The organism is Streptomyces nojiriensis, assembly GCF_017639205.1.
GTDB lineage: Bacteria > Actinomycetota > Actinomycetes > Streptomycetales > Streptomycetaceae > Streptomyces > Streptomyces nojiriensis.
In genome coordinates, this window is sequence record NZ_CP071139.1 from 4,900,460 (window position 1) to 4,923,121 (window position 22,662).

General features: G+C 70.6%; 24 protein-coding genes. 15 read left to right on the forward strand and 9 right to left on the reverse strand.

Annotated features, from left to right (window positions below):
• Nucleotides 1–18 precede the first annotated feature (18 nt).
• Genes JYK04_RS22865 through asnB form a run of 9 tightly spaced genes read left to right on the forward strand, consistent with a single transcriptional unit; the run spans nt 19 to nt 8,506 of the window.
• Complete coding sequence (locus JYK04_RS22865; RefSeq protein WP_189738467.1) at nt 19–993, forward strand: hypothetical protein; 975 nt, start codon at nt 19–21, stop codon at nt 991–993.
• A complete protein-coding gene (locus tag JYK04_RS22870) occupies nt 987–2,150 on the forward strand; it encodes a cytochrome P450 (RefSeq protein WP_189738469.1) in 1,164 nt (387 codons plus the stop codon). Before JYK04_RS22865 ends, JYK04_RS22870 begins: the two co-directional genes overlap by 7 nt.
• Nucleotides 2,147–3,010: an aldo/keto reductase gene (locus JYK04_RS22875; RefSeq protein ID WP_189738472.1), complete on the forward strand. Its 864-nt coding sequence runs from the start codon at nt 2,147–2,149 to the stop codon at nt 3,008–3,010. The genes JYK04_RS22870 and JYK04_RS22875 overlap by 4 nt, the downstream gene beginning before the upstream one ends.
• Complete coding sequence (locus JYK04_RS22880) at nt 3,010–3,465, forward strand: luciferase domain-containing protein (RefSeq protein ID WP_189738475.1); 456 nt, start codon at nt 3,010–3,012, stop codon at nt 3,463–3,465. The genes JYK04_RS22875 and JYK04_RS22880 overlap by 1 nt, the downstream gene beginning before the upstream one ends.
• A complete protein-coding gene (locus tag JYK04_RS22885; RefSeq protein ID WP_189738478.1) occupies nt 3,458–4,132 on the forward strand; it encodes an NADPH-dependent F420 reductase in 675 nt (224 codons plus the stop codon). Before JYK04_RS22880 ends, JYK04_RS22885 begins: the two co-directional genes overlap by 8 nt.
• Nucleotides 4,126–5,100 (forward strand): Gfo/Idh/MocA family protein, encoded by a 975-nt coding sequence (locus tag JYK04_RS22890; RefSeq protein ID WP_189738481.1) that lies wholly within the window; start codon nt 4,126–4,128, stop codon nt 5,098–5,100. The genes JYK04_RS22885 and JYK04_RS22890 overlap by 7 nt, the downstream gene beginning before the upstream one ends.
• Before the next feature lie 2 nt (nt 5,101–5,102).
• Nucleotides 5,103–6,404 (forward strand): MFS transporter, encoded by a 1,302-nt coding sequence (locus tag JYK04_RS22895; protein ID WP_189738483.1) that lies wholly within the window; start codon nt 5,103–5,105, stop codon nt 6,402–6,404.
• Nucleotides 6,382–6,645 (forward strand): acyl carrier protein, encoded by a 264-nt coding sequence (locus JYK04_RS22900; protein ID WP_202186077.1) that lies wholly within the window; start codon nt 6,382–6,384, stop codon nt 6,643–6,645. The genes JYK04_RS22895 and JYK04_RS22900 overlap by 23 nt, the downstream gene beginning before the upstream one ends.
• Before the next feature lie 22 nt (nt 6,646–6,667).
• Nucleotides 6,668–8,506, forward strand: coding sequence for an asparagine synthase (glutamine-hydrolyzing) (gene asnB, locus JYK04_RS22905; RefSeq protein WP_189738489.1), 1,839 nt, complete (start codon nt 6,668–6,670; stop codon nt 8,504–8,506).
• On the opposite strand, the gene JYK04_RS22910 is transcribed toward asnB, so the two are convergent.
• On the reverse strand, nt 8,490–9,488 hold the full coding sequence (locus JYK04_RS22910; RefSeq protein WP_229875400.1) for a helix-turn-helix domain-containing protein: 999 nt from the start codon (nt 9,486–9,488) through the stop codon (nt 8,490–8,492). The genes asnB and JYK04_RS22910 overlap by 17 nt on opposite strands.
• A gap of 433 nt (nt 9,489–9,921) precedes the next feature.
• On the opposite strand from JYK04_RS22910, the gene JYK04_RS22915 reads away from it, so the two are divergent.
• Both JYK04_RS22915 and JYK04_RS22920 read left to right on the forward strand, forming a co-directional pair.
• Entirely contained in the window at nt 9,922–11,058 is a 1,137-nt protein-coding gene (locus JYK04_RS22915; RefSeq protein ID WP_189738492.1) for a tetratricopeptide repeat protein, read from the forward strand.
• Between the two features lie 69 nt (nt 11,059–11,127).
• On the forward strand, nt 11,128–12,036 hold the full coding sequence (locus JYK04_RS22920; RefSeq protein ID WP_189738495.1) for a methyltransferase domain-containing protein: 909 nt from the start codon (nt 11,128–11,130) through the stop codon (nt 12,034–12,036).
• A gap of 89 nt (nt 12,037–12,125) precedes the next feature.
• On the opposite strand, the gene JYK04_RS22925 is transcribed toward JYK04_RS22920, so the two are convergent.
• The 5 genes from JYK04_RS22925 to JYK04_RS22945 all read right to left on the reverse strand — a co-directional run bounded on the left by JYK04_RS22925 (nt 12,126) and on the right by JYK04_RS22945 (nt 17,337).
• Nucleotides 12,126–13,037 carry a hypothetical protein gene (locus JYK04_RS22925; protein ID WP_189738498.1) on the reverse strand — a complete coding sequence of 304 codons (912 nt, stop codon included), beginning with the start codon at nt 13,035–13,037 and terminating at the stop codon, nt 12,126–12,128.
• A complete protein-coding gene (locus JYK04_RS22930) occupies nt 13,037–13,990 on the reverse strand; it encodes an ABC transporter permease subunit (protein ID WP_189738502.1) in 954 nt (317 codons plus the stop codon). The genes JYK04_RS22925 and JYK04_RS22930 overlap by 1 nt, the downstream gene beginning before the upstream one ends.
• Nucleotides 13,987–14,715: an ABC transporter ATP-binding protein gene (locus JYK04_RS22935; protein ID WP_189738505.1), complete on the reverse strand. Its 729-nt coding sequence runs from the start codon at nt 14,713–14,715 to the stop codon at nt 13,987–13,989. The genes JYK04_RS22930 and JYK04_RS22935 overlap by 4 nt, the downstream gene beginning before the upstream one ends.
• Before the next feature lie 47 nt (nt 14,716–14,762).
• Nucleotides 14,763–15,134 carry a hypothetical protein gene (locus tag JYK04_RS22940; protein WP_189738508.1) on the reverse strand — a complete coding sequence of 124 codons (372 nt, stop codon included), beginning with the start codon at nt 15,132–15,134 and terminating at the stop codon, nt 14,763–14,765.
• Between the two features lie 919 nt (nt 15,135–16,053).
• Nucleotides 16,054–17,337 carry a tannase/feruloyl esterase family alpha/beta hydrolase gene (locus JYK04_RS22945; RefSeq protein ID WP_189738511.1) on the reverse strand — a complete coding sequence of 428 codons (1,284 nt, stop codon included), beginning with the start codon at nt 17,335–17,337 and terminating at the stop codon, nt 16,054–16,056.
• 211 nt (nt 17,338–17,548) lie between these two features.
• Between JYK04_RS22945 and JYK04_RS22950 the strand changes: the two genes are divergently transcribed.
• Together JYK04_RS22950 and JYK04_RS22955 are read left to right on the forward strand one after the other, a co-directional pair.
• Complete coding sequence (locus tag JYK04_RS22950; protein WP_189738514.1) at nt 17,549–18,634, forward strand: sensor histidine kinase; 1,086 nt, start codon at nt 17,549–17,551, stop codon at nt 18,632–18,634.
• Nucleotides 18,628–19,272, forward strand: coding sequence for a response regulator transcription factor (locus JYK04_RS22955; RefSeq protein WP_189738517.1), 645 nt, complete (start codon nt 18,628–18,630; stop codon nt 19,270–19,272). The genes JYK04_RS22950 and JYK04_RS22955 overlap by 7 nt, the downstream gene beginning before the upstream one ends.
• Before the next feature lie 111 nt (nt 19,273–19,383).
• On the opposite strand, the gene JYK04_RS22960 is transcribed toward JYK04_RS22955, so the two are convergent.
• Together JYK04_RS22960 and JYK04_RS22965 are read right to left on the reverse strand one after the other, a co-directional pair.
• Nucleotides 19,384–19,719 (reverse strand): DUF6204 family protein, encoded by a 336-nt coding sequence (locus JYK04_RS22960; protein ID WP_189738520.1) that lies wholly within the window; start codon nt 19,717–19,719, stop codon nt 19,384–19,386.
• Nucleotides 19,712–20,431 carry a TetR/AcrR family transcriptional regulator gene (locus JYK04_RS22965; RefSeq protein ID WP_189738523.1) on the reverse strand — a complete coding sequence of 240 codons (720 nt, stop codon included), beginning with the start codon at nt 20,429–20,431 and terminating at the stop codon, nt 19,712–19,714. The genes JYK04_RS22960 and JYK04_RS22965 overlap by 8 nt, the downstream gene beginning before the upstream one ends.
• Before the next feature lie 108 nt (nt 20,432–20,539).
• On the opposite strand from JYK04_RS22965, the gene JYK04_RS22970 reads away from it, so the two are divergent.
• The gene (locus JYK04_RS22970) at nt 20,540–22,078 is read left to right on the forward strand and encodes an MFS transporter (RefSeq protein ID WP_189738526.1); all 1,539 of its coding nucleotides are present in this window, start codon (nt 20,540–20,542) and stop codon (nt 22,076–22,078) included.
• On the opposite strand, the gene JYK04_RS22975 is transcribed toward JYK04_RS22970, so the two are convergent.
• Nucleotides 21,995–22,264 carry a hypothetical protein gene (locus JYK04_RS22975; RefSeq protein WP_189738529.1) on the reverse strand — a complete coding sequence of 90 codons (270 nt, stop codon included), beginning with the start codon at nt 22,262–22,264 and terminating at the stop codon, nt 21,995–21,997. The genes JYK04_RS22970 and JYK04_RS22975 overlap by 84 nt on opposite strands.
• A 128-nt stretch (nt 22,265–22,392) precedes the next feature.
• Here JYK04_RS22975 and JYK04_RS41355 point away from each other — a divergent pair, with 128 nt between their 5' ends.
• Entirely contained in the window at nt 22,393–22,569 is a 177-nt protein-coding gene (locus tag JYK04_RS41355; RefSeq protein WP_229875409.1) for a DUF6381 family protein, read from the forward strand.
• The last annotated feature ends 93 nt before the right edge of the window (nt 22,570–22,662 follow it).

Genomic DNA, 22,662 nt, shown 5'->3' on the forward strand with positions numbered 1-22,662 from the left:
GAAAGGTCGGTGACTTCGGTGCCGGAACTCCTTGTCCTGACCAGAATCCAGGGCGGCTGGGACCTCTTCCAGACCAGCTACGTCGAGGCTGCCCGGACGTTGAGGAGAAACCCCGGACGGCTCGCGGACCTCTGGGCCGAACGCCGTCGTGCGGTGGCGCTGCACCCGCTCTCCGATGACCTGCGGGAGCTCTACGGCGCCCAGATCGACCGGAGCCGTGCCGCCATGGCAAGGCTGGCTCCCCCTCTGCTGCAGAGGTACGCCGATCAGGCCGTGCCGCTGATCGAGCATTCCTGGCTGCGGAGCATTCCCCTGCGGAGCAGCGCGGTCGAGGCGGCCCGGGTCGTGCTGAAGGAGCTCTCGCTCCCTGACGGGGAAGCACTGGCCACGGTCAGCAGCCCACCGGGCGGCGGTCCGGCCGGCCGGACCGCCAAGACGGCCACCGGCTTTCGCATCCTGGCCACCGACGACGGCACCACGTCGTCCCTCGCGGTGCTCCTCCACGAGCTGGGGCACTTCCTCTACGAGGCCGATCCCGGGCCGGGGCCGACCGAGGGCATCGTGCACTACGTCGAATCCGAAGCCGCAGCGCTGGCTCTCGGGCGGGTGGGGTTCGACAGGTACCTCGCCGCGCTCCCGGACGCCGGCGAGAGGCGGCGGCTCTGGGCCTCGTACTGCCGCACCGAAGCCTGGCTGAACCACTTCTACTTCTTGACGGAGGCCGCCGAGCTGGGCCTCTGCGAGCCGCCTCCGGGCAGGTTGGACATGCTCTACCTCCGGGACACGTACAGCAGCACGGTCGGATACCAGTTCGTGTACGCCGCGGCATCGAGCCTCATGGCCGATCGGCCGGAGCAGCTCGTCACCCGGCTCGCCCCGGCGGGCGGACCGGGCAGGGCCCGTGGACACTTCGCCCCGCCCTGGCATCCGGAACCGGCCTGGCACACCGCCGCCACCACCGCAGCAGGAGAGGAGATGACCTCCAGATGGTGATCGATCACGTAGGACAGGACCCCCAGGACGAGGTCGCGGCGCGCTTCGCCGGCAAGATCGACCGGAGCAAGGTCGTCCAGCAGACCGCCGAAGGCGTCTGGCTGGTCCTCGGCCATCCGGAAGCGGTACAGCTCCTGAGGGACCGCACGGTGAGCAGCATGACCAGGAAGCCCGGGCCCGGCATCTGGGAGCAGGTCTCCTCGCGCTTCTTCATGTTCAAGGACGCCCAGCAGCACATGCGGCTGCGGCGCATGGTCGGCGACTGCTTCACACCCGCCCGCCTCGCGGAGCTGAAGGCCGGCATCCGCCAGGCGACCCGTGACCGCCTGGACCGGCTCGACGAGGTCGCCTCGGCCGGGGGGCGGCAGAGCGACATCATGGAGACGGTGGCCTACCCGGTCGCGTCGGATGCCATCTGCCGTCTGCTGGGCGTGTCCCCGGTCGAGGGCGCCTTCCTCGGTGAGTGGGCCGTCTCCCTGTCCCGGCACACCAGTGACGAGCAGTTCAACCGCAGTGCCGATGAGATCCTGGCCTTCTTCCAGGAACAGCTGTCCGCCCACCGCGAGGCCCCCGGTGGATCGGGGCTGTTGCCGATCATGGCCGAGCGGGCCGCTGCCGCGGGCATCGACGACGACGAACTCCTCGCCACCTGCATCCTGCTGCTGGTCGCGGGCTTCGAGACGAGCGCGAACTTCTTCGGGAACATGCTCCTCTCGCTGCTGTGGCGTCGCGATCGGTTCGAGCGGCTGGTGGCCGACGAGGCACTGGTCGCGCCGGCGATCGAGGAACTCCTGCGGCTGCACAGCCCGGCGCACGTGGTGATGCGCAGGACGACCGGGGACACCGTCGTCGGAGACACGGTCATACCGGCCGAGGCCCAGGTCGCCGTACTCCTGGGGCTGTGCAACCGAGATCCGCGGGTGTTCGACGATCCGGACGCGTACCGCCTCGACCGCGCCTCCAACCCCCACCTCAGCTTCTCCCAGGGCCCGCACTACTGCGTGGGCGCGTCACTGGCCAGGGTCGAGCTGGAAGCGATGCTGCGCGCGGTCCTCGACCGCCTCCCCCTGCTGTCCCTCCGCACGGAGCAACCGCTGCGCTGGTCCGGCCGCTTCCTGGGCAGGGGCCTCGACCGACTGGAGGTCCTCGCGTCATGAGCGCACCGAACGAAGTCACCCCCGTCCTTTCGTGGGGACCCCTGCGGCTGGGGCTGGGCGGCAACCGCCTGGCCGGACCCGACTCCTTCGGCCCGCCGCGGGACGGGAACGAGAGCCGCAAGGTCGTCCACCTCGCCTGTGACAGCGGGGTGGCCGTGATCGACACCGCCGACTGCTACGGCCCCTACTGGTCCGAGCGCATCATCGGAGAGGCGCTGAGCCGGCGCGACTCCCGGCCGCTCGTGGCCACCAAGGTGGGTGTGGTGCGTGACGCGTCCGCCGGCTGGGCCGTCGACGCACGGCCGGAGGGCCTGGCCCGGGCCGCCGAAGGCAGCCTGCGCAGGCTCAAGCTCGAAGCGGTCGATGTGCTGCAGCTGCACCACCCCTCCACCAGGATTCCCCTGGAGGCTCAGGTCGGTGCCCTGCAGGACATACGGCGCCGCGGCCTGGCCCGTCACATCGGACTGTGCAACGTGACGCTGGAGCAGCTTCAGCGTGCCGAGCGCGAAGGGCCGATCGCCAGCGTGCAGAACCATCTGCACGCCCTGCGCATCACCCCGGACGATCTGCGCCTGGTCGCGTACTGCAAGGACCGGGGCATCACCGTCATGGCCTACCAGCCCTTCGCCGAGGGGGCCCTGCTGGCCGAGCCGAGGATCGTGCGAGCCGCCGAACACAAGGGCGTTCCCGCTGCCCAGGTGGCCCTCGGCGTGCTGCTCGACCTCGGTGACCACGTGGTGCCGATCCCCGGATCGGGCTCGACCCGCCACGTGCGGGCCAATGTCGACGCCGTCTCGGACCACCTGGGCCTGGCCGGTCGCGTCTCCCGACCGGCATCGACCGATGGGGAGAACCTGTGATGCGACTGCCCGAACGCCCGGGGCCGCGGCCTGCCACCAGTGCCACCGTTCCGCACCAGCAGCTCACCCACAACTCCGCGTACCACGTGCAGCGACGGCTCCTGCACCGCTGCGAGGAGCTCGCCGGCGTCGAGGTGTCCGCCACCAGGGTGTCCGTCCCGGGCGCCGTCGGCCTCCACCTCACGCAGGCGGGGGAGCACGGCCGCCCGCTCGAGTTCGCGCACGCCCACCCTTCGTACGACGGCTCCTGGCACGTCAGCCTGCCGGCGGCCGAGGCCGCCTCGGTCGTCGAGGCGGGATGGGGCGAGTACCACCCGCTCGCCGGTGACCGGCTCCCCCGGGGCACCGTCCTGCTGTTCGCACCGAGGGACGCCGAAGAATCCGACGTCTGCTTCGACGTCCTGAAGAGCGCGCATGCCTTCGCTTCCCGCACTATGAGGGGATCCCGTGACTGACGACACCTTCGGTTCCGTGTGCGTGCTGGGCGCCGGCCGTTTCGGAACCGCTCTCGCCCTGCGACTGATGGACCGCGGGGTCGGCACCCGGGTCGCGGCACGCCGCACCGATGCCGGGACGCCCGGCCGCCCGGGCCCGCTGCTGGACCGGGGTGTCTTGCGGCCGACGCTCGAAGCGCTCGACGGAGCGGACATCGTGGTACTCGCGCTTCCGTTCGCCGCCGCGCTCAACCTGGCGGACAGGTTCCCCGGGTTCGCCGAGGGCCGGATCGTCGTGGATGCCACGAACCCGCTGACCGAGGAGGGCGACGGCATCGTCCTGCCTCCCGACACCTGTGGAGCGGTCGAGATCGCCCGGCGCATTCCGTACGCGCGTCTGGTCAAGGCCTTCAGCACCTGCACCACGGAAGACCTCACCTCGGACGGCACGGGGGCGCTCAATCTGGTCGCGGGGGACGACGAGCAGGCGAAGCAGACCGTGCTGCGGCTGTCCCGTCACCTCGGCCTCGCGGCGCTCGACGCCGGCGTACTGGCCCACTGCGGTGTCCTGGAAGGGATGGCGCTCCTGCGCGAGGAGATCCGTCGGCGCAACCCGGCCGCCGCTGCTGCCCGCCGCCTGACGGGAGCTCTGCTCCCGCCCGGTACCGGGGCGGAATCCCCATGCTGAACTGGGGATTCATCGGGGCCGGCCAGGTGGCCAGGGTGGCCATGGCACCGGCTGTGCACCGGTCCCGGCTGGGTACCCTGCGGATCGCGGCCGGCAGGGAACTGCGGCGGGCCGAGCTCCTCGCCCCGCAGAAGGCGACCACCGACTACGAGGACGTGCTGGCGGACGACGCCGTGGACGTCGTGTACATCAGCCTGAGCAACGAGAGCCACGTGGCCTGGTGCGTCAAGGCGCTCCGGGCGGGGAAGCACGTGCTGTGCGAAAAGCCGCTCGCCCTGTCGACCGCGCAGGTGGACCGGATCGCGGAAGCCGCCGACCGCGCCGGGCGCACCGTCTCGGAGGCCATGTGGTACCGGTGGCACCCGCGGATGCGTTCGGCGGAACGGATCGCCGCGTCCTTGGGCCCCGGAGCGCACACCGATGCGACGTTCGCCGTGCACCGGGCGGACCACGGCAACTACCGGTGGGACCCGGCGCGGGGCGGCGGCGCGCTCCACGACCTGGGTGGCTACGTCCTGAGCGCGGTACTGGCCGTGAACGGCTGGCAGGCGCCCCGGATCGTATCGAGTGCCATGACCACCGGCCCGACCGGAATCGACACGAGCACCACCGCATCACTGGCATGGGACAACGGCGCAACGGCCGCGGTCCACGTGTCGTTCACGGCAGAACGACCGCGTGAGGTCCTCGAGCTGCGCGGAGCCGGAGAGCAGCTCTCGCTGCCCGACTGGCCGTTCTCCGCGGTGGCCCAGGACACCGTGCACCTGGTCCACCGCGACACGTCCGGCCGGGAGACGGTGACGGCGTACTCCGACGTCAACGCCTACCGCCTGATGGTGGACGAGTTCAATCGCGTGGCGGGCGGCGAGAGCGGCGGGCGCGACTGGACGATGCCGCTCGCCGAATCCCGTGCCGTAGCCGCGCTGTCCGAAGCCGTGGCTCGTGAAGCCTCATCCAAGGAGAACTGACGATGGACCCCACACCCGGCAAACGGCCCTTCCACAAGCTGTGGGCGGCCACCGCCACGTCGAACCTCTCGGACGGGGTGAGCCTGGCCGCGGCGCCCCTGCTCGCGGCCACCGTGACCCACGACCCGGCGCTGATCGCCGGCATCACCGTGGCGCAGCGGGCCCCGTGGCTGGTCCTGGCCTTCATATCCGGAGCCCTCGCGGACCGGCTGGACCGAAAGCGCGTCGCACAGGCGGCGAACTGGATCCGCGTGGCCGGATTCGCGGCTCTCGCGGTGGCGGTCCTCGGCGATGCCGTCTCCATGCCGCTGCTCTACGCGGTCTTCTTCGCCATCGGGACGGCCGAGACGCTCTACGACAGTTCGTCGTCCGCGTGGCTCCCGACCCTGGTGGCCCCGGACGACCTGGGCCGGGCCAACGGACGGCTGCAGACCACGTTCGTCGTCTGCAACGAGTTCGTCGGACCGCCGATGGGCGGATTCCTCTTCGCCTCCGCGGCCGCGGCCCCGTTCGTGCTCGGTGCCGGCGGCTATCTGGCCGCCGTCGGCCTGCTGGCGCTGATCCCCTCGGCCGTCCGGCAGCGGCAGGAGCCGTCCGCGGAGCCCCTGACGGTGAAGGGCATCGCCGCGGACATCGCCGTCGGCGCGCGGTGGTACTGGTCGTCGCCGACGCTGCGGTCGCTGAGTGTCATCGCAGCGATGGGCAACGCCGTCAGCGCTGCCACGTACGGCATCCTCGTACTTCTCGCCACGGACGTGCTGGGTGTCACCTCGAGCTGGTACGGCGTACTGCTCGCGGCCGGTGCCATCGGCGCGGTCATCGGCGGCCTCGTGGCCGGCAAGGTCGGCGAGTGGATGCCGCTGGGCACGCTGATCCTGCTGACGAACCTGCTGTCGGCCGGATCCACCATCGGCATGGGACTGGCGATCAGCCCGGCGGCCACCGTCTTCTTCATGGCGCTGGACGGCTTCGTCGTCCTGATCCAGACCATCCAGGTCGTCACGCTCCGACAGCAGATCGTGCCGAACGAACTGATGGGCCGCGTCACCGCGGCCTACCGGTCCGTCGCCGTGGGCGCTTTCACCGTCGGAGGAATAGTGGGCGGCCTGGTGGCGAAGTTCTTCGGAATCCAGGCCGCCTTCTACGCCGGTGGTACCGCCATGGCGCTCACTGCCGTCGCGGTCCTGCCCGTGCTGAACAACAAGCGCCTCGCCCAGGTGAAAAAAGAGGCAGCAGATCCGGAAGAGGCTTCCGCCTCTCATTCGATGAAGGAGGATGAAAATGAAGGAATTCACTCTCGATGACCTGGTGCGCATCCTGCGGGAATGCGCCGACCAGGACGTCTGGACCGAAATCGAGCTGGGCGGGGACATAGCGGACCAGGACTTCGAGAGCCTCGGGTACGACTCCCTGTCGCTGTTCAACACGCTGACACACATCGAGCATGAATTCGGAGTCGAGCTTTCGTTCGACATCGTCTATACGGCCGCGACCCCAGGGACCCTGGTGAAGGTGGTCAACGAAGCTCTTCCGAACAACGCCTAAAAGAGAAAGGGGGGTCGGGGAAATGTGCGGAATCGCCGGGTGGGTGGACTTTGGACGCGACGTGTCGGCACGGCACGAAGAGATCCGGAACATGACCGACACGCTGGCTTGCCGCGGCCCGGATGCGGAGGGGATGTGGACGGCTCCCCACGTGGCTCTGGGCCACCGCAGGCTCGCCATCATCGACCTCGACGGCGGTCGGCAGCCGATGACGGAGCACTCCGTCCGTGAGCGCGTGACGCTCACGTTCTGCGGAGAGGTCTACAACTTCTCCGAGCTCCGTACCGAGCTGATCGGCCACGGCCACACGTTCCGCACGCGCAGCGACACCGAAGTGGTGCTCCGCTCCTATCTCCAGTGGGGCCCTTCGTTCGCCGAACGCCTCAACGGGATGTTCGCGCTGGCGATCTGGGACGGCCGGAACGAGGAACTGACCCTCGTACGCGACCGTATGGGCGTCAAGCCCCTGTATTACTTCCCCACCCCGGACGGTGTGCTCTTCGGGTCCGAACCCAAAGCCGTACTGGCCCACCCGACGGTGTCCGCCCGCGTGGACTCCGATGGATTGCGCGAAGTCCTCGACATGGTGAAGACGCCGGAAGCGGCCGTCTATTCGGGCATGTACGAGGTCCGGCCCGGGCACCTCGTGCGGGTGAGCCGGAAGGGGCTGACCAAGCACCGCTACTGGGCGCTGGAGGCACGCGAGCACACCGACGACCTCGGTACGACGATCCGGACGGTCCGGGAGCTCCTGGAGGACACGGTCCAGCGCCAGATGGTGTCGGACGTCCCCCTGTCCTCCCTGCTCTCCGGGGGCCTGGACTCGTCCGCCATCACGGCCCTGGCAGCCCGCACACCGGGATCGGGCCGGCTGAGGTCCTTCTCCGTCGACTTCGCCGAAGCCGCCGCCGGGTTCCGGCCCGATGCGGTACGCGGCTCGGCCGATGCCCCCTACGCGCGCGAGCTGGCCCGGTACGTGGACACCGACCACACCGAAATCCTGCTGGACAGCGGCGAGCTGCTCAGCCCCGCCGTGCGCGCGGCCGTCCTGCGGGCCACGGACCTGCCGCCGGCCTACTGGGGTGACATGTGGCCGTCGCTCTACCTGTTGTTCAAGGCCGTGAAGCAGCACACCACCGTGGCCCTGTCGGGGGAGTCGGCGGACGAACTCTTCGGCGGATACCGGTGGTTCCACAATCCCGGGGCCGTAAGGGCCGACACCTTCCCGTGGCTGACCTCAGGCTCGGCCCGCTATTTCGGCGGACTTCAACTGCTCGACCGCGGGCTGGTGGAGAAACTCGACATTCCCGGGTACCGCCGGGCCCGCTATGACGAGGCCCTGCGCGAAGTACCCGTACTGCCGGGCGAGGAGGCGGGCGAACGCCGGATGAGGGAGATGAGCCATCTCAACCTCACCCGCTTCGTGCAGACGCTGCTGGACCGCAAGGACCGAATGAGCATGGCGGTCGGGCTGGAGGTCCGGGTCCCCTTCTGCGACCACCGGCTGGTCGACTACGTGTTCAACACCCCGTGGGCGATGAAGGCGTTCGACGGCCGTGAGAAGAGCCTGCTGCGCGCCGCCACGGCCGATCTGCTGCCCGCGTCCATCCTGGAACGCGTCAAGACTCCTTACCCGACCACTCAGGATCCGGCGTACGAGAGCGGTCTGCGCACCGAGCTGGCCGAGATCCTCCGCGACGGCAACGCCCCGGTGCGGTCCCTGCTCGACGTGGAGAAGGCGCGGGCGGTCCTGGACCGGCCGCAGGGTGCGACCAGCCGGTCCTACGACCGGGGCAGCATTGAAATGGCGATCTGGCTGAACAGGTGGCTCGGCTCCTACGACGTCACTCTGGATCTGTGACGCCGGAGTCGCCGAGGAGGCCCGAGGTGGCGAGCAGATAGCCGAGCTGCGCCCGGTTGGTGGATCCGAGCTGCTCGGCGATCTTCGCGATGTGCGCACGGCAGGTCCGGACGCTCATGCCCACGCGCCGGGCGATGGCCTCATCGACGTAACCGGAGATCAGGAGCTGGCAGATGGTCCGGCGGATGCCCGGGATCACGCTGGGCTCCTCCCGGCTCCGGCTGCTGGAGGTGAGGGGGGTCCCGCGCTGCCAGGCGCGCTCGTAGACGTCCACGAGAAAGGTGATGAGGGCCTGGTTGCGGACTTCGAGAGCGCTCTGCCGGTCGCTGCGGGCCGGGATGAACGCCACTTCACGATCGAAGATGATCATCCGCTCGAAGAGCTCGTCCAGGGTCCGGACCTGCGCCGATGCACCGGCGTCGGTGATCTGCTGGATGTAGTCCATGGTCGCCGGGTTGTAGCGCACGGTGTGCTGGTATAGCGTCCGCAGCCGGACACCGCGGCCGAGCAGGGCCCGGCTCCGCTCCAGGGCCTCGGACAGGACCGCCGAGGAGCGGCCGCCGCCGGGCTGGGCCGTCAGCAGCTCGGCTTTGCACCTCTGGGTGGCATCGTCGATGGCGGCGTTGATGGCCGGCAGGCCCTCGAGCATCACCAGGTCCGCGGTGGGGCGCTGCTCGGCGTTGTAGAGGGCCTCGATCGGATCCAGGGCCCGCTGCAGTCCCTGGGCGACCGCCTGGCGCTGGTGGATCTCCTCCTCGATGGGGCGCACGAGCATGGCGAGGGCGTAGGACGGGCGGATGGGCGTCAGTGACTGCTCGGCGCCGAGGGCGGGCTGGAGGAGCTGCAGCCGCAGGAGGCAGGCGGGCGCGGAAGGCTGATCGGCGTGCCCGGTGCGGACCGCGTCCATGTAGTACTCGACGCCCCGCTGGCAGAGCACGCCGTTGATATCGCACTCATTGCCTGATTCGCACGCTTCGTTCATGTTCAGCCTCCTGCAATGTCACTTCATGAGCACCTTCAACTCTTGTACGGCTGAAGCTGTCGGGAGAAGCTCTCATCCATCGCGGGTAAGGCACTCGCGAATGAGGGGGAAATGATGAAGCTTCTTCGCAAGGCTACCGGGCTGACAATCGCGCTCATTGCGCTCGTCACGGTCCTCACAACTACCGGCCCTGCCGATACCGGTTCGGCGGGAGCCGAAACTCACGCGTCCGCCAGTGCCCCCGGCCCCGCCAAGGCTCCGGATCCCGGGTGGGATTAATCACTCCGCTGGGGGAGTTGGGCCGGGCGTGGCACCAATGAACCGGAAAAGCATGCGACACCTGCCGCCACCATACGAACCGCCGCAAAGCTCCGGTGACCTCACGCGGCGCCTGGAATCGCTCCTCGCGGCGGATGTGCCGACCGTCTGCCCCGTGTACGTGGGGCTGGCACTTCCCGTGCCCTGTTCGCCGAAGCACGCCATCGCGACCCATGCCATTGCCGAGCATTTGGCACGGCGCGATGTCGAGGCGCTTCCCGCCTTCAGCAAGATACCGCCCCGCCGGCTGCGCGTCCTTACCGCGGCCAGTTGGGGCCGCGCGGACGCGGTGGGGACGGAGGTCGACCATCTTCCGCCGGATCTGGCGACCGGACTGTGGTGGCGCATCAGCGAACTCTGCAGGAATTCCGAGGAATTGACACCGCTCGAACGGGACACGGCCGGCACTTTGATGCTGCGGCTGGGCTATCCCGAGCAGGCGGCACGGCTCCTCGGAATCACCGACGTACGGGCGGGCATGCCGGCCCTCCCCCGGGACGTCCGGCCGGAGCACGCACTCGCCCGGGTGACGGTCTCCCTGCAGCTGCATCCCAGGCCCGCTCTCGTGGTGACGCAGGCCCTTCGAGCGGTGGCCGATCCCCGCCTGTCAGTACTGACCCGCCTGACACTGGCGGGCTTCGCGATACCGCTCGAAGCCGGCCGCGAGGCCGGATCCGGGGCCCTGTACGAGACCGTACGCCTGGCCGAACAAGCGCTGACGCGACTGATCGACGTGGATCCGGCGCACCGGTGGGTCGAGCGCCAGGTTCTCCAGTCGCTCGCCGACGCAGCCGTCCTGAGAGGGGAACCCGAAGCGGCGTCCGCATATCTGGACCGGGCCGCGATGGGCGCGATGGGCATGCGACCGCACGGCGGCCTGCAGCGACTGGCATGGGACGAAGAGCTGCTCGCTCTCCTCGCGTCCCAAGGGCGTGCGTGCCGGAGCAAGGACGACGTCGAGGGCGCTGTGGCCGCCACGTCCCGCATGCCGGGCATCGCTCCGTACGACGCACACGCCTGGGCCGCCCACGGCTACGCGCTCCTGGCCGCGGGCCGGCTGGAGGAGTCGCTCCACGCGTACGAGGAGATGTTGCCCCTGGGCGGACATCCGGTGGCCGCGGCCGCGTTCCACCTCGGCTGGATCCACGAGAGCCGCGGAGACCGCAGACGCGCCCAGGACGCCTATGCGTACTCGCACTCGATCGACCCCACGGTTCCCGCCGTCAAGGAGAGGCTGTCCTCCTTCTGCTGACGGCGCCCCGGGTCGGCTCCGGCCGGGACCACGACAACCCGCTGAACAACCAACCAAGAGAGACGTCTGATGTTCGAGGCTCACCACCACGCACGCATGCTCGCCGACGCCACGCGGCTGACCGCGTTCCACGACGCCATGGCGGAGGTGATCGCTGACGGGGACCGGGTCCTCGATGCCGGAACGGGTACGGGCATCCTCGCGGCCATGGCCTCGCAGCTGACCGCGGGGACGGTCGTCGCGGTCGAGTACCTCGAGGACACCGCTTCCTTCGCGGAGCAGGCGCTGCGGGCCTCGGACCTCGACCGCGTCGAAGTCGTCCAGGGCAATGCGGTCCAGGTCGACATCGGCACGCCCCCCGATGTCGTCGTCTCGGAAACGATCGGATCCCTCGGACCCGAGGAGAACATCGTGGGCCTGACCCACGCCCTGCGGCAGCGCTACCCCGGTATACGGGCCTTCATCCCGTCACGGCTGCGCGTTCTGGCGGAGCCGGTCGTCTCGCCGGAGGCAGACGCTCTGCGCGCGAGCGTCATGGGAGCGTTCACCCGGGAACAGCCGGGCGGGATGTCGTTCGCCTCCGTGCTGCCGCAGGCGGAGCACGCCCTCGGCAGCCAGATCATCACCGCGAAGCTGACCGGCGCGACCTCGGCCGGACCTGCCCGGCCGCTCGTCGAGTACGACCTGGGCGCCACGTCGGAAGCCGACTTCAGCCGGACGCTGTCCTTCGGCGACTCCCCGGCCAATGCCGTGCACCTCTACTTCGAGGCGCCCCTGTCTGCGGCCGTGACCCTCAGCAGCCACCGCACCGCGGCGTTCACGCACTGGGGCCATTCGTACATCGTCCGCCCGCCCCACGCCTCCACGGTCACGATCGGCTACCGCAGCGCCGACCGACGTTTCACCTGCCGCTGGGAGCGCACCGCCGAGTCCGACCAGCCGCCGACGGGCCGGCACGGCTTGGACCGAGAGGTCTAGATGACGACGCAGGCCCAGGTCTGTGACCTGGGCCTGCGTCGTTGTGCGCCGCTGTCGGGGGAGCCGCTGCGCCGCACTCGGCCGCGCTGTCAGTCAACGGGCCGCAGCGCGCGCTCGGAACGCAGCGCCGCCCAGGCGGCCACGGCGGCCAGGGCCGCGACCCCGGCGAGGGCGAGGCCCGCGGTCAGGGGTGCGGGATCGGACGGGGCCTGATTCCAGAGGTAGAGCTGGTACTGGGACTCGGCGGGCAGGTTCAGCAGATCGGCGATCCAGCGGTGCGGCAGGAACGGCGCCGCCGGAAGCAGCACGAGTGGCGCGGTCACCAGCAGGGGACCGATGCCGAGCGCGAGGGTCCCGATGACGCTGCGCAGCAGGGCCGCCGCGAGGGCGGCCAGGGAGATGAAGAGGAACTGGACGAGGAGGGCGGCGGCGATCGCGCCCGCGGCCTGGCCCCAGGTCGCGAACTCGACGGGCAGCGGAGACGACGTCTGGACGGCCCCGTCGGCGAACCCGGGAGGTACCACGCGGGGCACCGCGCGGGGCCGCACCGGCCACAGCCGGGCGTATACCGAGGTGCTCAGCCACAGCAGCACACCGGTGACGATCTGGCTGGCGAGTGACAGGGCGAGTGCGGCGCCGACCTTGCGGGCCCACAACACCCCGACCCGGTTCTCGAACAGGCGCAGGGCGCTCCAGGTGCCGCCTTCCAGGGTCTGGCCGAGCCCCGTGGCGACGACCACTCCCGTGAGGACGAGGCCCAGCAGGGTCGCGAACTGCCATGCCGACGCTCGCAGCGCCGACGGGAGCGAGGTGAGCGCCGACACCGAGGGGTCGAGCGCCCCGTACGGGGCTCCCGCCATCCACAGCCGTCCGACGAGCGCCAGGGCCAGCAGCATCGCAGCCGCGGTCGCTCCCCATACGGGAGCGGTCCACAGGGCGCGCAGCTCGCCGGCCCAGGCGGTGCCCTCCCCGCGCGCCGGCCGCCGCCGGGTACCGGCCATCAGGCGCGGTCCCGGGTCCGGTTGAGGCGGTCCAGTCCGAGCCAGAGCAGGCCGATGAGGGCCAGGGTCGGCAGGACGCGGAGCAGGACGGGGGCCGTGGAGGGGGTGGTGGAGATCCAGAAGTGGTCCCAGACCCCGTCCACCGCACCGAAGCCGACGAGGTCGGCCAGCGCGCCGCCGGGGAGCCAGGCGCCCAGCCCCGGCGCGGCGGAGGTGCGGACCACCAGGACGAGCACCAGCATCCCGGCGAGGAAGGTGCGCATCGGCTGGCGCAGCAGTGCGCCGATGGCGACCGCGACGGCTGCGGCCCCGGCCAGCACGGCTGCCCCGGCCAGTACGCCGAGTGCGGTGTCGGCGAGGACGGTGCCGAGGGTCCCGGGCGAAGGCAGCGTGTAGGCGTTGCGGCCGTAGAGCAGGCCGAACGCGGCTGTCACGGCGGCGGACACGCACAGCAGCACCAGAGTCCACACCCAGACGGCCAGGGCCTTGGCGGCGAGCAGCCTGCTGAGGCGGGACTCGTAGAGGAGGAGCGGCACGATGCTGCCCCGGCTCCACTCGCCGGCGACGGAGAAGGCCGCCAGCATGACGAGGAGCGCCAGCCCGGGAACGGACGTCAGCAGCCGCACGGTCCACAGCAGCGAGCCCACCGGGTGCTGGGCGTGCGCGGCACGGACTCCTTCAGCGGTGAACCTGTCCTGGATCCGCTCCAGCCCGACGGCCTGCAGCGGCACTTCGGCGAGGCACTTGGCCTTCTGCTCCGGGGTGTTCTGCTTGGAATCGCACGATCGGGGGAGGTAGTCGAGGTTGGCCTGCACCTGCTTGAGGTTGTACGAGGCCATGTTCTGGCTCACCCAGGCGCAGTAGAGGGAGCCGAGGACGAACAGTACGGCGAGGGTGAGGGCGAGCGGGTGCCGCAGCAGCCGCCGGGTCTCCGCCCGGACGAGGCGGTTCACTGGCGGCCGCCGTTCCCGACGAGCCCGAAGAACCAGTCCTCGAAGGCGGCCGGACCGCTTTCCGGGTCGTAGCCGAGCGCGTCGAGAGTGCCGGCGGCGACGACGCGGCCCTGGGCGAGCATGATCACGCGGTCGCAGATCCGCTGGATCTCGTCGAGCTGGTGGCTGGAGACGAGGACGGCGGCCCCGCGCGCGGCCTCCTCGGCCACGATCCGCCGCACCATGCGCAGTCCCTCGGGGTCGAGCCCGTTGGTGGGCTCGTCGAGGATCAGCAGATCGGGCTGCTTGAGCAGCGCCGCGGCGATGGCCAGCCGCTGCCGCATGCCCTGCGAGTACGTCCCGAGGCGGCGGTCGGCGGCGCCGGTCAGCCCGACGCGGTCGAGCGTACGGGCGATCCGTCCGCCGTCGGGAAGCCCGGCGGTGTCGAGCAGGGTGCGCAGCATGGCGCGTCCGCTGGACCACCGGTGGAAGGCGGGCGCGTCGAGCGCGGCTCCGAGCCGGTCGAGCTGCCGCGGCCGCATGGGCAGGGCCTCCCCGAACAGCCGCACCTCACCGGAATCGGGGGTGGACAGCCCGGTGATCACCCGCATCAGGGTGGTCTTGCCGGCGCCGTTGAGCCCGAGGAGGCCGACGATCTCGCCGGCCTCCAGGCTGAGATGAACCCCTTCCAGCACGGAGTGCTTCCGGAAGCTCTTGGTCACTTCGTGACAGGAAAGGACGCTCATCGTCTGAGATTACTTCCAGTTGTAGACGACGCGACCCGACGAGTGGATCAAGTGCGGGCGTTGGCTGTCTGCATGTAGTACTTGCCGGCGGGGGCGTTGCCGAACTCCTTCCAGAACGTGCCGTTGTCGCAAGACCAGTCACGCCAGGCCACCCACTTGTCCGGCGCCCAGTCGATGTCGATCTTGAAGTCGTAGCCGACCCGGCCCTGAGCGCCGTTGCTCGTGGCGCAGGCGTCCTGCGTCGCCGACTGGCTGTTGCCCGGGGCGCTCCAACGGCCGGTCTCCGCACCCACACCCTCGTCGGTGAAGGAGAAGTTTTTGACCTGGGTGTACCCGGCGAAGGCGTTCGGCGCGAGCGCGCCGATGAGTCCTGCTGCGAGCGAGGCCGTCACCACGGCCGACCCCATGCGAGTACGCATGGGGTTCCCTCCGTTTGCTCCACCGTCCCCGGTGGAGTCTGTGCACTGCGTGCCGTCATCGGCACCCAGCTGAAGATGATCTTCATCAATGTGCGTGTCTTGGTCAAATGACGGCATGATCAAGCCAAATTTCGATGTTTGCGTTTGCTTTTTGATGACCCATCTGGGTGTTGGTGGCGGGCCGCCAAAGATGAACTCGCCGTTTTGGTCGGGTAGTCGGCCGCTCTGCCGGAGTGCGGGCGCCGGAGGGCCTCGACGCCAGGTCGTCCAGCGGCGACCCCTGCGGGTGCCGGAACCGGCTGCGCCGGGAGGGGCCTGCCCCTGGACGAACCCCCGGCGGCCGGGTGGCCTCGGTTGCGTCGCCCAACCCTTCGAAGCGCGCGACCGCTCGCGTCGTCCGGCTCACCACTGCCCGGTTCGTCCCGCACCGACCCCCGACGTGCCCCCATTCATGATCGTTTGCGGGCGCAGTCCTGCACATGCAGCAAAGAAGTGCCTGAAGCCCGATCCCAACTCGCGGCAGCGGACACGGCCTTCGCGCCGAGGCGGATGGCTTCCGCAGCCGGGTTCCTCCCGGCTGCGCGGATGGTCCGGGTCACTGCTGCGTCCGCGGTCGGCCGCTCCGATCACCTCGGACAGAGGGATCTCCGTGCCCTGCGTATACAGGACCTGGCGAGCCCCGCTCGGGGGCCCCCGGGCACCGGGTTCGACCGCTGTTGACCGTCCTCGAGGGCACGGTTGGGGCACGCCTTTGCGGTGCTGCCGCGGCAGAGGTGTGCGCCGCCCGGATCGCCCGCGATCGGGCCTGGTTGGCAGGTCGCCTTTGGGTGGGACTGCTTCCGCAAGCAGTTGGCCGGAGGAAACGGGGGCGACATCCGCGCCAGCCGGATATCTTCCGCATGTTGGGAGGGTGTGGTCGTCAGGAGGCGGAAGTGGGTCGCGTCCAGCACTCGAGGTCGCTCAGTGCCTTGGTGAAGGAGCCGAGCATCGGGTGCAGGTGTTCCTCGTCGAGCGGGACGAGGCCGTCGGTGTGTGCACCGCCCGCCACCGTGATGTAGCGGTGCAGGCCGGCGCGCCCGGCGTCGGTGACCATGCGGTGGTAGGCGTCGCCGAAGGCGGCCGGCGGGGTGAGGGCGTCGAGGCTGCCCTGGATGCTGATGAGGGGGCGGCGGATGTTCCCGGTGAGGGAGATCCGCTCCACGGCCTCGTGCACCGCCCGGGGGCGGGAGGCGAAGTCGTAGTCGGTGTCGCAGCCGGCCCCGGTGCCTGCCGGACAGTGGGGGGTGCCGGCCTGGGTGGGGCCGTCGTAGTCGGGGTCGAGCTCCTCGCGGATCACCCGCTGGAGCAGGTCCCACTGCTTGTCGTAGTGCCAGCCCCACTGGGGTTCGGAGCCCTTGGGGTAGCCGGCGGCGAGGATGGCGGCCTGGGCGCTCCGGTCGCCCTTGTCATAGCGGGGGTAGGCGCGCAGGGCGGGCGGGAGGGTGGCGAGGAGGCCGCCGTCCGGGGTGAAGGTGAGGGCGTTCCAGTCCAGGCCGCCGGTGTAGAGGTCGGGACGGTGTTCGAGCTGCCAGCGGACGAGGTAGCCGCCTGCGGAGAGGCCGGCGGCGTAGGTGGAGCGCGGGCTGCGGCCGTAGTGCCGGCCGGCCACCTGCTTGGCGGCGACGGTGAGTTCGGTGACCCTGCGGTGCCATTCCAGGATGGCGTCGCCGGGGCGGTCCCCGTCCTTGTAGATCTCGGGGCCGGTGTTGCCCTTGTCGGTGGCGGCGTAGGCGTATCCCTTCGCGAGGACTTGGTCGCTGATGATCCGGTCGTTGGCGTACTGCTTGCGCAGTCCCGGCGGTCCGGCGACGACGAGTCCGCCGTTCCAGTGGTCGGGCAGCCGGATGACGAACTGGCTGTCGTGCTTCCAGCCGTAGTTGACGTTGGTGTTGGTGGTGGAGGTGTCGGGGAAGTAGCCGTCGATCTGGACACCTGGGACGCCTGACGGAGTCGTGGTCCCCGGAGCCTCCAGGCCCGTCCAGTCGTCCGGATCCGTGTGCCCGGTGAGCCGGGTGCCCGTGGTGGTCAGATCGGTGAGGCGGGCGGAGACGGTGTACTCGGCGCCGGGGACCCTGATGTCGGCGGGGCCGGTCCGGGCGGCCGCCGGGGCTGTCAGGACGGTTGCCATCAGCAGGGGTGCGATGGCGAGGGAACGCAGGTGCATGAGTCCTCATCTCGTGCGGTGGTGACGCCGAGGAATCTAGGAACCGCAGGTCATGAGAGGTAAGTACGCAGCGGCAGGGGTGTGCGGGACCGGAGGGCACATGACCTTCGGCCACATCCCGCACTCCGTCGGCCGCGTGGTGCGGATGGGCTCGTGGGTCTGCGTACGCTGCGAGGACCGTGCGTGTGCACGGGATTTCCGAGGAGGTCCTATGCCGCGTCCTGTGCCCTGGATACCCGCCGTCCTGTACGGGGCGGTGCTCGCGGGGGGCCTTTACTACGCCGCGATCGGTCCGGGTTTCGACTCCCGCACCGGCGGGTTCGCGGTGCTGCTGTGCGTGCTGGCGGCCCTCGACGGGAGGGCGTGGCGGATTCCTGAGGGCGCCGTGTTCGCCCTCAGGGCCGTGCTGCTCTGCGCGGTGGCCGCTCTCGACACCTCGGGGCTCTCGCGGGTGCTGTTCGTGCTGGTGCCGTTCCTGGGGTTCTTCGCGTTCGGTCCGGCTGCCGCGGTGTGGCTCGGCGCGGGCTGTGTGCTCCTGCTGGCGGGCGCGTTCACGCTGTGGGTGCCGGACTGGGCGGTGCGCGCCGAGTACATCTCCGACCTGCTGATGTTCGCGCTGGGCGTTGTACTGGCGCTGGCCATGGCGGGGGTTGCCGTACGGGAGCAGCGGGCCCGCGGTCGGCTGGAGGACACCCTCGCGCAGGTGGCGCAGCTGTCGGCGGCCCGGGAGCGCAACCGGCTGGCCCGCGAGATCCACGACAGTCTCGGGCACCATCTGACCGCGATCGGCATTCAGTTGGAGAAGGCCGAGGCGTTCGCCGCGCTCGATCCGGCCGCCTCCGCGCAGGCCGTGTCCCATGCCCGCTGGTCCGCGAACCGGGCCTTGGACGAGGTACGGGCCTCCGTGCGCACCCTGGGACCCGAGGCGGAGTCGGAACCGGTGGGCCTCTCCCGGACGCTGGCCGACCTCGTCCACCACCTGGACGGCGGCGCCCGCCGGATCTCCTTGGACGTGTCGGGCGTCGAGCGGCGGCCGCTGCTGGTGCTGTACCGGGCGGCGCAGGAGGGCCTCACCAACGCCTGCCGGCATTCGGGAGCCACCGAGATCGGCGTGAGGGTCCGCTACGACGACCACGGCGCGAGCCTGTGCGTCACGGACAACGGCAGCGGTCTGGGCGGGGCCGAGGAGGGTTTCGGCCTGGCCGGGCTGCGGGAACGCGTCCGTCTGGCCGACGGGAGGCTGGAGCTGTCCAGTTCGGACCGGGGCACCGCACTCACGGTGGGGGTGCCGTGGTGAACAGACCCGTGGCGCAGGAGGGGGCGAACGTACGCGTCCTCGTGGTCGACGACCAGGACCTCGTCCGCGAGGGCATCGCCGCACTGCTCGGCATCCAGCCCGGTATCGAGGTGGTGGGCAGCGCGCGGGACGGTGCCGAGGCCGTGGACGTCGCCGGGCAGTGTCACCCCGACGTGGTGCTGATGGACGTCCGGATGCCCGGCATGGACGGGGTGGCAGCCACGGCGCTGCTGCGTCGGCAACTGCCCGGCTGCCGGATCGTGATGCTGACGACCTTCAACGACGACGAGTACGTCGGCCGGGCACTCAAGGCGGGGGCGGTCGGCTACCTGCTGAAGAACCTGCCCGCGGCGGAACTCGCCCAGGCGGTCCGCCTGGCGCACGCGGGTGTCGCCCAGTTCGATCAGACGGTCATCGCCGCGCTGGCCGCCGGCGCCCCCGCTCCTGACCTGCTGACGCCCCGGGAGACGGAGGTGCTGCGGCTCATCTCCGCGGGCGCCACGAACCGGGAGATCGCCGCCCGGCTGTACCTGAGCGAGGGCACCGTCAAGAACCACATTTCGCGCGTGCTGAGCCGACTGGGCCTGCGCGACCGGACCCAGGCCGCGCTCTACGCGCGGGACAACGGGCTGATCTGAGCGGCGGCCCGGCCGTGGCCCGTCGCGGGCTTCCGCTGCCCCGCCTGGGCAACCACGGGCGTCAGCCCTTCGACGTGCCGGCGCCGCCGAGCACGCGGACCGCGTCGGCGATCAGCGTTGGCGGGGCCGGCGGATTTTCATGTCGTCCACGCTGGTGACCTGGGTACGCAGTGCGCCGTGGCCGATGGCGCGTGCGGCGAGAGCCGTGGCCGCCCGGTCGCAGGCCGTGCCCCCCGCCGCCTCGTCCGCCAGATCGGCGGCCTGCCGGACCACGCAGCGGAAGGAGAAGGCGCGCAGCTCCCGGTCGTAGACGAGGGTGCCGTCTTCGGTGAACGCGGCCTTGAGGATGTCGTGTTCGCCGGCGGACGCGAGGAGTTCGGTGCGTTGGGTGTCGTCCAGGTCGGCGAACACGCCGCGGACGATGACCCGGTAGGTGCGCTCACTCATGGGACGTCCCTTCAGTTCGTACGTCGCGGCCCTGCTCCAGCAGGGTGGACAATCCGTCCAGGAGGCGTTCGAGGGCGAACGAGAAGCGGGCCTCCATGGACGGGTCGGTCAGGTCGCCGGCGAGCGCGACCAGGTTGGGGAAGGTCTCCTGCGGCAGCCGGCGCAGCTGCTCCCCTGCGGCCGTGGCGACCTCTCGGCGGTCGGCACCCATGGCCTCGGACGCCGAGAGGGGCCCCTGCTCCTGGAGCACGAAACCCTGGACGAAAGCGCCGAGCGCGTAGTTGACCATGGCGGCGTCGGCGTCGGAGAAGCCGGCCTCCCGTAGGCGGCCGAGCTGGTCCTCCATCAGGCGCAGCAGATGGGGGCCCGGTACGAGCCGGCCCGCGACAACCTTGGCTGCGTCGCGCTTGCCGAGCAGATGCCGGCGGTAGCGCACGCAGTACTCGCGCAACTGCTCTCGCCAGCCGCCCTCCCGGGGCGGCGCCTCGGCGTCGGCCATGAGCTCGTCTGTGAGCAGGTCGAGCAGTTCCTCCTTGTTGCGCACGTGCCAGTACAGCGAGGCCGCCTTCACCCCCAGCTCCGCGGCGACCTTGCGCATCGACAGGCCGTTGACGCCCTCCTGCTCCAGCACCCGCAGGGCGGCCCGGACGAGCGCCTGCCGGGTCAGCCCCGGCTGTGACGGGGCGCCGTCGCTCTTGCTCTCCACGGCCATCGGCCACCTCCGTACGCGGGTCCCGCCGGGAATCCCGCTTGCGTGACTAACACTGTTAGGGGCAGTCTAAGCGCACCGACCGATCGACTAACACTGTTAGGGAGAGTGATGACGAAGCCGCCCACCCGACACAAAGGGCTCGTGCTCGCCACGCTGTGCGCCACGATGTTCATGGCGATGCTCGACAACGTCATCGTCAACAACGCCCTGCCCCGCATCGGGCAGCATCTGCACTCCGGCGTCAGCGGCCTTCAGTGGGTGGTCGAGAGCTACAGCCTGGTCTACGCGGCCCTGCTCCTCACCGGTGGCACCCTGGGCGACCGGTACGGCCGCAGGCGCATCTTCCTCACCGGCCTGGCCGTCTTCACGGCGGGCTCGGCGGCTGCGGCGCTGTCCGGCTCGACCGGCGCACTGATCGCCGCCCGGATGTTCCAGGGACTCGGCGCGGCACTCCTCACACCCGGCAGCCTGTCCATCCTGCGCCACGTCTTCACGGACGAGAAGGAGCGGGCCAGGGCCGTCGGCCTCTGGTCCGGCGTCTCCGCACTGGGCCTGGCCGTCGGCCCGGTCCTGGGCGGGCCGATCGTGGACGCCTTCGGCTGGGCCGCCGTTTTCTGGATCAACGTCCCCATCGGCATGGCGGGCCTGCTGCTCGCGTCCCGGGTCCTCCCCGAGTTCGCCGCCCGCACCAAGCGGCTGGACCTGCCGGGCCAGGCGCTCTCCGCGCTGGGATTCGGCACGCTGGTGTACGCGCTCATCGAGGGGCCCGGCCGAGGCTGGACCGACACCCGGGTGCTCACCCTCGCCGCCCTCGCGACGCTGGCCCTGCCCGCGTTCGTCGCCGTCGAGGCCCGCAGCGCCGACCCCATGCTCGACCTGCGCTTCTTCCGGGACCGGGTGCTCACCGGCGCCGCGGTGAGCGGGTTCATGATCAGCTTCGGCATGTTCGGAGCCGCCTTCTTCCTGCCCCTCCTCATGCAAGACGTGATGGGCTGGTCCCCGTCGGACGCCGGCCTGGCGGGCCTGCCGATGACCGCGATGATCGTCGTCGCCGCGCCGCTGTCGAGCGCCCTCACATCACGCCACGGCCCCCGCCTCCCGCTGGTCACCGGCCTGGCCCTGTGCGCCACGGGGCTCGGCGCTCTCTCGCTCTACGGCGCACACGCCCACTACGCGCAGTACGTATGGGTCCTGCTCACCATGGGCCTCGGCATGGGCATGACGTTCACCCCCGTGTCCATCACGGTCATGCAGCGCGTCGACCCGGCGCGGGCCGGCATGGCCTCCGCAACCCTCAACACCCTGCGCGAGATCGGCGGAGTCATCGGCGTCGCCGTCCTCGGAGCTGTCCTCAGCAGCCGGCTCACCACCCTGACCGACTCGCTCCACCGGCTCGGCGCACCGTCCGAACTCGGCCGCCACCTCCCCGGTGCGGCCCTGGACAACACCGCAGCCCTCCCCGCTTCAGTCCGCGACGCCGTCAACGCCGCCTTCGTCGACGCCCTGCACCTGGCGCTGCGCTGCGGCAGCGCCACCCTGGCCGCCGCAGCGATCCTCGTCGCGCTACTCCTCCGCCCACAACGGGGCATCACCCCGCCGCCCGCCGACGAACGACCGGCCCCGCAGCCGGAAGCGGCACAGCGGTAGGAAGAGGGACTCCTCCTTGCTCCGTGGTGGCGCCGCCGGGACCGCCCACGGCTTCTCGGCGGCCCGGCGGAGCAGGGCGATCAGTTGGTCGACAGCTGCCGACCCGGTCTTCATCCCGTACGGCTCCTGCTCGTCCTCGCTGAGCACCTCCTGGCTGTCCGGGTCGCGGGCGATATGGACCTGCATGCCGGGGATGGTGTCTACGGGACCGGTAGCGGAAGAAGTCGTCGCCGGGGTCCGCGAGCCCGACTGCGGGTAGCTGTCGGCAAGGCTTGCAGCGGTCTTCAGGCGAGTCCGGCAGTCGTGCCCAGCAGATGCGTGACCAGGCGGCGAAGCTCGAGCAGGCCGCGGAGCGTGCCACCGACCCGGCGGAGCGTCAGCGGCTGAAGGACAAGGCCCTGCGGCTCTCGGAGCAGAGCAAGAAGGAGGCGAACGTGGCCTCGGGGACGTCGATCCCATGTGACGGCCCTGCGGCATGTACCGGCCGGTGACTGCCCGCGCGATCCTCTCTGCGTGAGGGAGACACCGGCCGGTGTTTTGCGTCCAGCACCTCTGGGCGTCGGCGGCGCAGTACCGACCTCACG